11 protein-coding genes are annotated in these 12,821 nt (G+C 60.0%); 5 read left to right on the top strand and 6 right to left on the bottom strand.

Going from position 1 to position 12,821, the window contains the following annotated elements:
- Positions 1 to 190: 190 nt before the first annotated feature.
- The 6 genes from ABF648_RS08965 to ABF648_RS08940 all read right to left on the bottom strand — a co-directional run bounded on the left by ABF648_RS08965 (position 191) and on the right by ABF648_RS08940 (position 7,372).
- Entirely contained in the window at positions 191 to 1,882 is a 1,692-nt protein-coding gene (locus tag ABF648_RS08965; RefSeq protein WP_415631945.1) for a hypothetical protein, read from the bottom strand.
- A 104-nt stretch (positions 1,883 to 1,986) separates the two neighbouring features.
- Positions 1,987 to 4,551, bottom strand: a complete 2,565-nt coding sequence (locus tag ABF648_RS08960) for a DEAD/DEAH box helicase family protein (protein WP_415631944.1) — start codon at positions 4,549 to 4,551, stop codon at positions 1,987 to 1,989.
- The gene (locus ABF648_RS08955; RefSeq protein ID WP_415631943.1) at positions 4,544 to 4,831 is read right to left on the bottom strand and encodes a hypothetical protein; all 288 of its coding nucleotides are present in this window, start codon (positions 4,829 to 4,831) and stop codon (positions 4,544 to 4,546) included. The genes ABF648_RS08960 and ABF648_RS08955 overlap by 8 nt, the downstream gene beginning before the upstream one ends.
- Positions 4,832 to 4,842: 11 nt before the next feature.
- A complete protein-coding gene (locus ABF648_RS08950; protein ID WP_415631942.1) occupies positions 4,843 to 6,468 on the bottom strand; it encodes an Eco57I restriction-modification methylase domain-containing protein in 1,626 nt (541 codons plus the stop codon).
- Positions 6,465 to 7,118: an N-6 DNA methylase gene (locus ABF648_RS08945; protein WP_415631941.1), complete on the bottom strand. Its 654-nt coding sequence runs from the start codon at positions 7,116 to 7,118 to the stop codon at positions 6,465 to 6,467. Before ABF648_RS08945 ends, ABF648_RS08950 begins: the two co-directional genes overlap by 4 nt.
- A gap of 2 nt (positions 7,119 to 7,120) precedes the next feature.
- On the bottom strand, positions 7,121 to 7,372 hold the full coding sequence (locus ABF648_RS08940; protein WP_415631940.1) for a helix-turn-helix domain-containing protein: 252 nt from the start codon (positions 7,370 to 7,372) through the stop codon (positions 7,121 to 7,123).
- 337 nt (positions 7,373 to 7,709) lie between these two features.
- On the opposite strand from ABF648_RS08940, the gene ABF648_RS08935 reads away from it, so the two are divergent.
- From ABF648_RS08935 to ABF648_RS08915, 5 genes are all read left to right on the top strand, one after another.
- Positions 7,710 to 9,164 (top strand): MFS transporter, encoded by a 1,455-nt coding sequence (locus tag ABF648_RS08935; protein WP_415631939.1) that lies wholly within the window; start codon positions 7,710 to 7,712, stop codon positions 9,162 to 9,164.
- Positions 9,165 to 9,219: 55 nt separating this feature from the next.
- Entirely contained in the window at positions 9,220 to 9,873 is a 654-nt protein-coding gene (locus tag ABF648_RS08930) for a TetR/AcrR family transcriptional regulator (RefSeq protein WP_415631938.1), read from the top strand.
- A gap of 254 nt (positions 9,874 to 10,127) precedes the next feature.
- Positions 10,128 to 10,949, top strand: coding sequence for a helix-turn-helix transcriptional regulator (locus ABF648_RS08925; RefSeq protein WP_415631937.1), 822 nt, complete (start codon positions 10,128 to 10,130; stop codon positions 10,947 to 10,949).
- 239 nt (positions 10,950 to 11,188) lie between these two features.
- On the top strand, positions 11,189 to 12,277 hold the full coding sequence (locus tag ABF648_RS08920) for an ArdC-like ssDNA-binding domain-containing protein (protein WP_415631936.1): 1,089 nt from the start codon (positions 11,189 to 11,191) through the stop codon (positions 12,275 to 12,277).
- Positions 12,278 to 12,300: 23 nt separating this feature from the next.
- Positions 12,301 to 12,821: bifunctional DNA primase/polymerase (locus ABF648_RS08915; RefSeq protein ID WP_415631935.1), on the top strand; the 521-nt coding region annotated here is incomplete at its 3' end.

Genomic DNA, 12,821 nt, shown 5'->3' with positions numbered 1-12,821 from the left:
CCGCGCCCTCCCACCACGGCTGCTGCGTCGCCTACACCCTCATCTGGGAAGAGCCCTCATAGGAGTGCCTAAAGGCTGGGTCACCGACCCGACGCACGGTGAGCTGACCCATCTCCGGCAAAACCGCTCTTAGTAATGATGTGCTCACGCCACGGCTCTTCTACTCTACCGGGCGGCTTCTACTTGGTTTCTACTCCGGATGGATGAGGCGAGCCGTTATTGCTGCGTTGTCTGCCGGGTGAATCGAGCAGTCGATATGATCGTCGTGCCGTTTTATGGACGTGGGATCGACCTCTGCAATGGGACAGTGCATGAGAACTGTGCCTAACGGAATTCTTGTCGAGTTTACTGTGACAGAAAGTTCAGAGTAGTAGGCGATGGTGAACTTGCCTTCTGGTGCTGGTATTCCGGGATTCAGACAAGTGTGCACCGCTGCGGTTGTTGCGTTCACCTGCTCGCCTAGCAGTAGGCGTGCTGCCATCTTCCACGACGCGGCCTCTTCTGGCGAGATACTGGTTGGCATCGCAAGTTGGACTGTCGTGTGCTCTTGGATTGTCTCCAAGGACGTGGCAATCTCAATAAGTGCGTTTAGCGATGCGCTATCCGGTAACGCGAAGTCATCGGGCAGGCCTATTGGGTTCTTGACTGGGCCGTATGGGGCCGCAATGGCAATCTGGTTTGGCGACCGCATTGCAGTCAGGAAGTTTAGGGCCGCAACCGCGTCGTGTGGGGCAAGTCCCTCGACACTGACATCCGATATCGTCATGGTCGTCATTCGCTGGGAGAAGTCCGATCGCATCTCTACTCGGAAACCTCCATTTCGCTCTGTGCCTGTGATCCTGGCGCCTGTATGATCCAGTCCAAACGTTGGTGGCTGCATATTGATTATGGCGGTCGTAACAATTTCGTTCTGAGGATTGATTACAACCATTCGCAGCACACGACTCGGCGCAGTTGCCTGCCCATCTGCGGCAATGATACGCAAACCTGCTCCTGTGAAATCACCGCCGAGTCCGCCGGGCAGGTCCATTTTGGCATCGACAGTCCCGATCGGAGCCGACAGCGAGGTGCCATATTTGGTGAAACTTGCGAGTTCACGTTGCAAGTCCGAACCCGGCTCGGCTCGAATAACCACGTTGATTGGTATTGGCCGGAACTCGAGTGCTGCCTTGAACTTATTAAATACACGAACGGTCACAGCGTTACTGTTATCGGGCCCGGCGCTACGTTCACTAGCAAAAATCATGCCGGGCTCTGATGTGATGTTTGATTTGGCGGGTCCGACACTCACTTCGTATCTGAAATGGGGATCAGTATCGAGTATGGGTGCAAGCTCCTGTAGATAGCCGCCGAGCTGAGCTGGAGTTATGAGACCATCTCCTCCGCTTGGTTTCATGCCCATTGCAGAGGTGAGTTTCCCGATAATGGATTCAAGCCGTTGCCTGCCGTTGCCAACGTAATAGTCCACTACATCAGGAAACTCTGCCGCGAGCCCATCAAGGAAGCTGAGACCCCTCCAATCACACTGGTATGACAGGTTCTTCGTGATCTGGGCGAACCAGTGGAGATTCTCGTTGGTGGGGTCAATAGGCAGTGCCAGATGCCAGGACTCAACCATAAGATCATGCTCGGAACGATACTCTTCAAGCCGCCTCAATGATTTCTCGATTTGGGACTTCTGCGAAGAAGATAGGTTGGAGGCAAACTTCTTGACTTGGTAGATCACCGATTTGCCTTCAGAACCTGGAACGAGAAGGTCAATGCCACCATCACCGCTGGATGGTCGGATGCGCAGGGCATCTGGGTACTTTCGACAGAGGAGAGTAGCGGTTAGTCCTTCCACCTGATCTCCGCTAAGTCTTGTCCATTCAACCATTGTCATTTTCGCCGTCCTTATCTACTTCCGTCCCTTATCGGTTTCGAATAGGACAGCTGCTCGGCAAAGTTAATACAGTCGCTCTTACTTTAACGAATGTGTAGTTCATGTCAGTCCGGCTCATCGACGGCAACGACGGTGTCGTACAGCCCGTAGTGTCGAAGTCCCTTGTGGGATTCAATGCCGGTGTAGGACAGGGAGGAGTCTTCGTAGCGGCGAAAGGCGAACACGGCTTGGTTCATTTGGGTGGCGTTGAAGACGCCGAGGCTGACGAGCAGGTTGAAGTCGGCCACGGTCAGGCCGGTGACGGCTTTGAAGAGGTCGGGCTCTAGCTTGGTGATGACGTCTTGGAGGGTGTTCTCGCGGTAGTCGGTCAGGTACATGAATGCGGGGATACGGGTGGCGAACTTGACGAGTTTTTCCTGTATCTGTTTCCTCTTGGACTTGTACTCCTTCTCCTCGTCGGATAGCTGTTTCTTTTCCTTCTTGGACAGCTGGTCGCCGTGTTCCTTCTTGGTGGCCGTGACTTGCTCGGACTTGTTGACCACGGTCTCGAAGATAGCTGATCCCAAGGCACGGAAGCCTTCGATGTTCATGACGGCCTTCATGGCGTCCTCACTGCCCATGATGCGGCGGAGTGTGTCGTTGTCGACGTTGACGAGGATCGCTGACTCCCATTTGCGGGCCAGCAGCGTCGCCGAGGTGCCGGACATGGCGATGTCGAGGATGCCTCCGGCGTCGACCTGGGTCATGTTCGATCCGTCGTAGGCCAGCACCGGCAGGAACTGCACCAGCTCCTGCACGGCATGCTCGGGGTTCGGCTCCTCAGGGGACAGTCCGATCCCATAGTCGGAAATCTGACGTAGGGCCCTGGTGGGGGCGAAGTCGAAGACGAAGCACGCAGGTTTGAGTACCAGTTCCTCGTTGGGGTCGTCGCCGTTCGGGTTCTTGATCGACCATGGGGACTGAACGCGGAAGGCTGCCTGGAAGTATGTCTCGGGCGAGGTGAGGTTGCGGAGCATGAGGATCGCGGACCACTGTTTGACCGTCACACCGGTCGTCAGCTTGCCACATGACAAGGTGATCGTCTTCGTGCTCTGCCCATCCCTGATCGCCTCGCGCACCGGGGGCAGGGCATCCAATCCGATTCCCGCGTCGGTCCCAGCCACGACGAGAACCTTGTAGTCATGCCAGTAGACGTTCTGGCGTTCGGCCAGCAGGTTCTGCATCGCGTGACAGGAAGCCACGGTGGGCAGGAACCAGAAGGAATGTTGCACGTAGGGCAGCAGACGGGCATCCGAGTACGGGAACGGGGGCCGGGTGCCCATGCGCATCGCATCAAGCTGGGTAGGCAGGTGGGCGCCACGGATGATGTCCAGCCACTTCTGCACGTCCGTCTTATGGACGAACGAGGCCGCGTCTCCGGTGCCGGCGGCTTCGAAGAAGGCATTCAGGTCAAATTCGTTGAACTCACCTTGTTTGGCTACCGATACCAGTTCGTCGGGCATCTGGTAGGTGAACAGGCGCATCTGTGGCAGTGCCCCGTATGGGTTCCACTCACCCGGATGCACTGTCGCGTAGTCCTGTTTGGCGCGCTGCTCGTCCGTGTAGGTCCAGTTGAAGATCTGCTCCTCGATGAACTCGCCAGTCGCCAGAGCCTTGAACGGGGTTCCCGACAGATACAGGTATGCACGTGTCGTGATCGGCAGGAACTGATTCTCGTCGTTGCCCAGCTCGTCGAGCTCCTCGTCGAATGCGGCCAGACTGTCGTGATACTCGGTGGCAAGTTCTTTCTTGGCGACCTTCTCATCCTCGCCCTCAAACAATTCCTTCGCGGAGTCCCGCCAGGCGCCGAAGTGGTATTCGTCGAATATCACCAAGTCCCACGGTGTGGTGTGAATCCACTCATTCTTCGACTTGATCAGACCGGTCTGCTTGTCCCTGCCCAGAAGGTCCTGAAACGAACCGAAATACACTAGCGGGCGGTCATGTTCCATCTCATCCGGGGTGCCGCCGGTGGCCTTGGACAGGTACTGCCAGCCGTCGAAGTCGGCATGCGATTCGAGGTCCGTCTGCCAGGCGTCCTCCACGGCGGGTTTGAACGTGACCACTAGAGTCCGACGTGCGCCCATCTTCTTGGCCAGCTGATAGGCGGCAAACGTCTTACCGAAACGCATCTTCGCGTTCCACAAGAACCTCGGCACCGCGTGCTTGTCCTCAGCCCAGATCGAGTCGTAGTAGGCAATCGTCTTGTTCACCGCATCCGCCTGCTCCGGTCTCATGGTGAACGTCTCGTGGTGCGTCCCCGACAGCTGTGCACCGGTGCGCAGTTCAGTAATGGCCGTCAGCACGTCGTCAGGAGTGCAGCGCATCCATTCGCGAGCGGACCCGAAGATGGGATTCTCGAAACCCTTCGCTGCCAACCGACGCCGCACGTCCGTGTCGCGGAAAATTGTCCCGTCGTCGCGCTCGGCCAGCTCGTCGACGTGAAGCGTGTAGGCCTGCTGCATCTGGCCCTGCGACTCGCGGATACGCTCGTTCACGTCCGCCTTCGTCGTCTGCCCGACCTTGAGTAAACCTGCATACTTAGCGGGCGGGTCATTCGGGGACCACGCGTAGATCCGCAGTCGGGCCGCGGGCTTCGCAGGCAGAAGATCATCAATGGACTTAACCACGATCTCGAACTGCCTTCACCTCGTCATAAAGATCGGCAGCGTTGATTCTTCCTACCACTAAACCTATTCCGGCATTCCAGTTCCGCCGCAGGCATTCAGGAACCCCATCAGTCGAATGAAAATAAATCCTCTTCTCTTCTGCCCACGCTCCTTGCTCTTCGTTATGCTCAAGACGCAAATCAACATCCGGCGAGTGCGTCAAATAATCCATCGCCTCCTGTTTTTCTTGTTCATTCCGGAAACGCACCTGCCCGTGGATACCGTAAACGAGTTGACTCATTCCTTGCTCCCTTATTCTATTTTCTTGATGCTGCGTTCTATAAGTGCAATATTGTCACAGGTCAACCGGTACTTGCTATACAACAATTCGTCGGTCCACAAGCGGGTGAAACTAGGGATCGGTAGAAAAGTAAACACCGTCTTTGTAATGTTTTGAGTGAGCAAGACTGAGGATACCAAGAATCGCGCAAACCGTGTCTCGAGATACGACACAGCACTTTCCGCCTCGAAGCGATTGGCAAAAGGCCCAACGATCAGATAGGACTCGGTTGCTACTGACCCCGGTGGCATTACTTCGATTCGGGAGAATACTCGCCTCATTCCCGTCTTATCGGTTTGGCCAGCATGCTCGCTAGAGGTCTTAGACAACAGAACCTTCCACTGGTCTGCCAGCCGAAGTCCTTTATGCACATTGTTTTTGGGAATACGGCCCTCACCTGAACTTGTATATAGTTTCAGATCACCCACGGTACTGGGTTTAAGTGCCGCATCAAGGTCAAAAGGACGTCTACTCGAAACCAGCGAAGAAAAGCTTGAAGAATCTTGAGCACGTATACTTTCAACAATTTCAAGGATCCTGTTATCGCGAATGAAGAAGTTGTGTATGTCAAGACGCCGTGTAGCGCTATACGCCTCTCCGTCCTCGATGGTTCGCACGACACAATCCCCCTTCGTGTCACGATCCCACAGAAAGTAACAAACTCCGCCAGCAATATCAACGTCTTTGAATACCTCGCGAGAATTTGGGTAGTCCACAATCGTCCGAATTCGGCGGTCGCGAAGCATGTCGAGTCTGAAACCATCGAGTCCTTTGCCTCCAGCAAACCACCGAGAAGGGATGATCATTAATAAGAAACGTGGATCGAGCCCCTTTGCTGTTTCAACGAACTTGTTATAAATCGGCTTCGCGCTCGTGCCAGTTCCTCCGCCGTCCGAGAGCTGATAGGGCGGATTGCCGATGATGACGTCAAATTGCATGGTATCTCCGAACAGCTCGCCGATGCGGGCTTTGATGTCGTTTGTGTGGATGAAGGCGTAGGCGTGGGTTTCCAACTCGCCGCCGCGGCCATAGTCGTCTTCGCTGGCGCCGCAGTACTTGCACTTGCGGTGTGCGTAGACAACCTTCTCGTCGCCGGTCAACGGATCGGAGCGATACTCACGCTGTCCGCCAGTCCAGGTGTGTTCGGTGCGCTGGAACCAGATGTTCCCATCTTCGGTTGTGAAAGCCTTCGCGATGGAGTGAGGGCCGTTGGCGAATTTCGAGCAGTAGATGCTACGCCGGGCCAGCAGGGCCGTGAGCCGGGTGATGCCGATGCCGTAGACTTGCCGGGTGAGGATGTGATCCACCCGCTCCTGAAGGTCCGGTAGCTGGCTGGCGAGCCCGTCGACCAGCCGTCGGGCGATCTCTCGCAGGAATACTCCGGATTTGGTGAATGGGTCGAGGAAGGTGACATTCGGGTCGGCCCAGATGCTGGCACCATCGTGGGAGTCTGCCCAGCGGGAGGCGAGGAGGTCGAGCATGGCGTTGGCCATCTCGGGTGGGGTGAAGACCTCGTCGTTCGAGAGGTTTGCGATGCAGGTCAGCACGTCGGGGTTGTGCCCGCGCAGCGTGAAAGGGGCCTGGGTCATCATACTCATGCGTGATCCGCCTGCGCTGCCAGATCGTTGACGGTCATCGTTGGGTACGTCGTTTCAGGCGTGAACAGGTCCGCTCCCATGTCGGAGAACAAGGTTCCCTCGGCTTCCCAGTGAGAACGCTGGGTCAACTCGTCGTAGCGAAAGTCTCGGCGCTGATAGCTGCCCTTGCCCAGATAGGCCCATTCGGCGAATGTGATCGGATCGTCGTTGGGCGTCTTCATGGTCAGGGCGTCACCTTGGACGATGTTCGCGGATAGAACTGTCTGGGCTGCGCGCGCCCATTTATCGGCGCTGTCAACACCGAGGAAAGCACTAAACAGACTGGCGAGATTGTCGCGGCATTCCTGCGCATTGTCGGGAAGAATCTCGATGCCGTAGACGCACATGAGGGCAAACAGCGCGTAGTGACGCTTCTCGAACTCGCTTTTCCCATGCTTGGCCATCACCGTTTGCAACTTCCGTGTGAGCACAGGGATGAGAAAATTGCCGGAACCACAAGCTGGTTCGAGGAAACGGGAATCGATGCGTTCGGACTCTTCCCGTACCAGGTTGAGCATGTCTTCGACCATCCACGAGGGAGTGAAGACTTCTCCGTGCTCGGCCACGCGCTGCTTGGACTTTACCAAGCGTTCGCCATCGCTCGGCGCCATGTTCACTCCTCCTGACCCTTTTTGGCGTCAGCGTAGGCATGGCCACTGACATTCGACTGCCTCTCCGAGACTTTGTGCTCTTCGGCTGCGGCACCACTGCGCACCCAGTCGTCGACCTCGCTCGCTTGGAACTTCCAAAGGCGCCCGACCTTGCTCGCGGGCATGGCCTTCTCAGCAATCCATGTGTACACGGTGTCCTTGGTGACACCCAGATGGGCGGCGATGTCGTCCGCGGACAGCCAGGGTTCGGTCACTACGGTTCTCCCTCTATGCACGTGACCCAGACACGAGCCAACACTCTGATACTACTCCTGCGAGTACCGGTTACGCACGGTTTCTATGGGCATGAACCAATCGAACCGCTTCAGTCGGACAAGGGTCTGGCGACTTGCCGAACAGTGATCATCGAGACACGCGCGATTTGCTAAGTGGACCATTAGTCCGTATAGTGCTCTTACTGGACTGATGGTCCGCTAGTGTCCGTCTGTCAGACGGACCTCGATGAGAGGAAATGCCGCGGTGACGCATGGCACACAAACTGATGAGGAGAACAAGGTTCGACGTGATGGTGTCGCTTCTCCGCCTGGAGGCGTGAATTTCGAGCGCCGGCGGTGGATTCTGGCGGTGCTGGGCGTGGCCTGGCTGATGGTGATCCTGGATGGCAGTGTCGTGAACATTGCGCTGCCCAGCGCGCAAGCCGATTTGGGGTTCTCGAACGCGCAGCGGCAGTGGGTGGTGACGGGTTATGCGCTGGCGTTCGGTAGTCTGCTGTTGCTCGGGGGCCGGTTCGGTGACCGGGTGGGTCATAAGCATGCGCTGGTGGTCGGGCTCGTGGGCTTCGCCGTCATGTCCGCGCTCGGGGCCGCAGCGACTGGCTTTCCGATGCTGGTGGCCGCTCGGGCGTTGCAGGGTGTGTTCGCCGCCGCGCTCACCCCCGCGCTGCTCGCGCTGCTGACCACGACGTTCACCAACCCCAAGGAGCGTGGGCAGGCGTTCGCGATCTACGGCGCGATTGGCGCGGGCGGCGGCGGTGTCGGCATGCTGCTGGGCGGGGTGCTGACGACGTATGCCTCGTGGCGCTGGACGCTGTTGATCAACGTATTCTTCGCCGTGGCCGCTGTGGCCGGGGCGTTGGCCTGGATTCGCACCGATCGGTCCGGGCGGCACGATCCGCTGGACATGCGCGGCGCAGTGTTGGCGACCGCCGGTCTGTTCTGCCTGGTGTTCGGCCTGTCCCGAGCCGACACCGACGGCTGGACGGCATCCTCGACGCTGCTCCTGCTGGTGGCAGGCATCCTCGTTCTGGCGGTGTTCGTCGTCGACCAGTCACGCTCGCGTTTGCCGCTGCTGCCGCCGCATATCCTGCACAGCCGTGTGCGAGGCGGCGCGAACGTGGCCATGCTCACAACCAACGCGGGCGCGTTCGGTCTGTATCTGTACTTGGCGTACTACTTGCAGGACACGCTGGGCTACAGTGCGCTGGCCACCGGTCTGGCATTCCTGCCCATGGTCGCCGCCATGATCATCACCTCTCAGGTCGCCAACCGCGTTCTCCTTGCCAGGATCGGACCGAAGATCGTCATTCCCACTGGCATGGGCCTGGCGGCCATCGGGATGCTCATGCTCAGCACTGTGACGACGACAAGCGGCTATGCGCCGCACATCCTGCCGTCCCTGATCGTGGTAGGACTGGGCTTCGGGCTCAGTCTCTCGCCCGGGTTCGCCACCGGCACGCTCGGACTGCAGCGGCATGAGGCCGGCATCGGCTCGGCGACCATCCAGACCAGCCAGCAGATCGGCGGGGCTGTCGGCACCGCCCTGCTCAACACGCTCGCCGCCAGCGCGGCCAGCACCTACCTGCAACACCACGCGACGGACATGAAACTGGCGTCCCTCGCCGGCTACACCGCCACATTCCTCGCCGCAGCGGTCCTCTTCGCCGGCGGAGCGATCGTCGTCGCGCTGCTCATCCCCAAAGGTTCTCTCGCAACCGTTGCGATGGCAGCCCGAGCGCGGCTCGACGCAGCCGACCCGCCCCAGAGATAGGGGACGGCGAATAGAATATGGACCACTAGTCCGATTGACGAGGAAGGCGGAAACGATGACCCGTGCCCGACGCTCCGACGCGATCCGCAACCGCGCCGCCGTACTCGCCGCCGCCGCCAAGCTGTTCGCATCAGCTGGGCAGCCGACCCGCGTCACGATGGACCAAGTCGCCGCCGAGGCCGGCGTCGGCAAGGGGACGCTGTTCCGAGCGTTCGGCAGCCGAGCCGAACTCGTGCAAGCCCTGTGCGCGCAGCAGACCGAGACCATCCGGCAGGCGGTTGAGAGCGGGCTAGCGCCTCTGGGCCCGGGTGGTGATCCACGCGCACGGATCATGGCCCTCCTGGATGCATTGCTCGTCATGCACCTCGACAACCCCCACCTCATGCTTGCCGCCGAGGACCCTTCGCAGGGAACAACCCTGTACCAGAATCCCGACTACCAATGGGCGCACGAGCTGCTCGGCCAGTTTCTGAGCGACGCAGGTGCGGACGCAGACAACACGCTGCTTGCCCACGTTCTGCTCGGTGCAATCCGCGCGGGCCTCGTCAACGAACTGACCGCCAACGAGCATGTGCCGCGCGAGCAACTGCGCGCCGATCTCTCGGACATCGTGGCCACGCTCGTCCCGCCAGCGTCAGAAGGAATTGCTAGACGCGTGCAGGCAAGCATCGCAGCAGGACGGCCTCCCGCCAAGTCACAACAAGTTTAGGAATCCTGCTGAGCCTACAGTCGTAGAACATTCCGGAGCTTCGAAGCCCTGCCACTTCGGATGCCAGATTCTCCGGAGATTCGCCAAGGGGCTGACGTCTCGGCATGGGTTCTGCCAAGTCGGAAGGGGCAGAGACCATGACCGCAGCATGCGACAGCGCGCGGGCGCAGTCACGATGCTCTGCATCGCTTACGCCTATCCTCGCGAAAAACGGCGTCTTCCGTCATAGTGCCGGCCCGTGCGCATACGACTGCGTGAAGCTTGTCGTGATCCGCACGGGCTCGGCAATCCTGTATTCCCAGTTCGGCCAACGTCCGGTCACGATCGGGGACGCAGTGCTGCTGTGCTCGAACACCTTATCTGCCGCTGAGGCCGAAGGCGACTGCATGTTCTCAGCCATCTACATCGACACTGACTACATCATCGACCATGTGTTCTGGAAGCATGCCGGTTTGTTATCCGACCGGTTTGACGCGCAGGAACTGATCGGGAGACTTTATCTCGAACCAGTGCAACTGCTCCATCTCGGCATTCAGCGGCTCGCCCAGATTGCGCCGTTGCTCGACGAGCTGGCCAGTCTGACCAAAGGATGCCGCTACGCCGAGAAGTTCAATCGCATCCAGGCGTTGTGGTTCCTTATCGCGGACGTCATCAGCCCGTTGATCAAGGTTTCTCCGGTGCGCTTGTCGCGGTCCCAGCGTGAGCGGCTGCGACCTGCCATGCCCCGGCACCGTCGCTTCGTGCCGTTACGCTCCGAGGCCATGCGGGCCGCTGAACTGCTGCGTGGCGATGTCGCCCGTCATTGGACTGTCAGAGAGTTGGCAGTCCAGGTTCACTTGTCCGCGCCTCAATTCTCGCGGGTGTTCGCCGAGGCGTACGGTAAGACGCCGATTGCATATCTGACAATGCTGCGAATCGAGGAGTTGGCCCGACTGTTGCGGGAGACTCATTTGCCGGTTGAAGCTGCAATCGAGGAGGTCGGGTGGCATAGCATGGGCTATGCGATTCGCGTGTTCCGTGCCTACGTCGGCATGACTCCGGGCGTTTACCGCCGTACCTACAACACTGTCGTGTGAAAGTGCCCGATACGATCATGTACCTTCACTGAACGATCATGATCGGTTCTTCTTGGTCCGCGCTGCCTGACGTTGGGCTATGCCTGTAGGTCTCGCCGGGTTGTTCGGGTAGTCGTAGCGGGCGTGGCCACTCGTTTCTGGTCTGTTCCTTCTCGTGTTCTTGGATTGCCTGGTGTACCTCACAGTCGCATGACCGCCCTTTCCTCTCGGGTGGTCCCCGACCGGAGGGAGGCCCCCACATGGCGACGAAAGAGGAGACGAGGGCCGCACGCGAGGCGCGGCTTGAGGAACTGCATGAGCGGCTGGCCGGCGCGGTCGAGCAGCTTGTCACGGGTGAGGATTGGGCGCGGGCGTTGTCGTTTGCGACCCGGTTCCGTTCGCGCAGCTTCAACAACACGCTGCTGATCTGGGCCCAGCATCAGGCGGCGTTCGAGCAGGGCCGCGTCGACGAGCCGTTCCCGACCCATGTGGCGGGCTACCGGCAGTGGCAGGGCTTGGACCGGCAGGTGGTCAAGGGTCAGGCGGGGTACATGATTTTCGCCCCGGTGACTGCCCGGTTCGCCTCCGCCAGCCCGTCCGACCCGACGTCATGGCGCAGGCTCGCGCCGCGCGAGAAGTGCAAGAGCAATGAGGCGGAGCGCTCCCGGGTGGTGGGCGTCAAACCCGCTTACGTGTGGGATGTCAGCCAGACGGACGGCATGCCGATCCCCGCGGCTCCCACCCCGCACCTGCTGGAAGGTCAGGCTCCGGAGGGGTTGTGGCAGGGTCTTGCTGCGCAGGTCACAGCAGCCGGCTTCGAACTTGTGCAGGTGTCTGACGCGTCTGCCATTGGTGGGGCGAATGGGCTGACTGACTATATGGCGAAGACGGTCGCCGTGCGGTCGGATATGCCGGATGCGGCGCGGGTGAAGACGCTGGCGCACGAGCTGGCGCATGTGCTCTTGCACGGCCCGGACAATCCTGAAGCACGGGGTCATCGGGGCGTCGGTGAGGTGGAGGCCGAGTCGGTCGCGTTGATGATCGGCGCGGCGCATGGCATGGACACGAGCATCTACACGGTGCCCTACGTGTCTGGGTGGGCATCCTCCGTGAAGGACACCAGTCCGGTCGAGGTCGTCAAGGCCACCGGCGAGCGGGTCCGCAGGACGGCCACCGGAATTCTCGACCGGCTCGACACCCTCAAGGTGGGTGACGGCAACCCGTCCGGACTCGGCCGCGCATCTCTGAATAGCGCGACACCCCGGCGCACGCCCCGGGCGACGGCTCCTTCCGCCGAGAACCAGCGGGCTAGGGCCGGTGAGCCGATTGTTGTGGGACGGAGGCTGTGATGGCCGCGCATCCTCTCGTCCCCGTGTTCAGAAGCCTCTCATCCGATCCCGCCGACGCGGCCCGGCAGCTTGCCGGGGCGGGTGTTCCAGTGTTCGCGTGCGTGCCGGGCGGCAAGCGTCCCCTGCCGGCAAGTCGCGGTTTCCTCGACGCCACCGACAACTCAGCGGCAATCGAGAGTTGGTGGCGGCTGATGCCGACGGCGAATCTAGCCATCCCCACCGGCCGGGCGTCCGGGCTTGTGGTGGTGGATGTCGATGTGCATGGCGTCAACGGCTTCGACGCCCTCCGTCATGCTCGTGATGCTGGTCTGCTGCCGAGACCGTTGATGGTCGTGCGTACGCCGTCGGGTGGCATGCACCTCTACTACCCGGCACGAGCTGGCTTGGAGCAGCGGTCGTGGCAGGCCGCGAAAGCCGGGATCGACTTCCGGGGCGACGGCGGCTACATCATCGCGCCTCCCTCCCCCCACGCGGGGGACGGGTGGTGGCGGCGCCATTCGGTGGCGGAAAAGCACCCCGCCGCCCCACCATCCTGGGGATGGGG

Source organism: Propionibacterium sp., assembly GCF_047719395.1.
Lineage (GTDB): Bacteria > Actinomycetota > Actinomycetes > Propionibacteriales > Propionibacteriaceae > Propionibacterium.
The sequence above is the reverse complement of the archived record's forward strand: the minus strand, read 5'-3'. Positions and strand labels throughout refer to the sequence as shown.

Bases quoted from the DNA above. Each gene is read 5' to 3' on its own strand.
- ABF648_RS08920 (WP_415631936.1), top strand. From the start codon at position 11,189: ATGGCGACGAAAGAGGAGACGAGGGCCGCACGCGAGGCGCGGCTTGAG.
- ABF648_RS08955 (WP_415631943.1), bottom strand. From the start codon at position 4,831: ATGAGTCAACTCGTTTACGGTATCCACGGGCAGGTGCGTTTCCGGAAT.
- ABF648_RS08950 (WP_415631942.1), bottom strand. From the start codon at position 6,468: ATGAGTATGATGACCCAGGCCCCTTTCACGCTGCGCGGGCACAACCCC.
- ABF648_RS08965 (WP_415631945.1), bottom strand. From the start codon at position 1,882: ATGACAATGGTTGAATGGACAAGACTTAGCGGAGATCAGGTGGAAGGA.
- ABF648_RS08945 (WP_415631941.1), bottom strand. From the start codon at position 7,118: ATGGCGCCGAGCGATGGCGAACGCTTGGTAAAGTCCAAGCAGCGCGTG.
- ABF648_RS08930 (WP_415631938.1), top strand. From the start codon at position 9,220: ATGACCCGTGCCCGACGCTCCGACGCGATCCGCAACCGCGCCGCCGTA.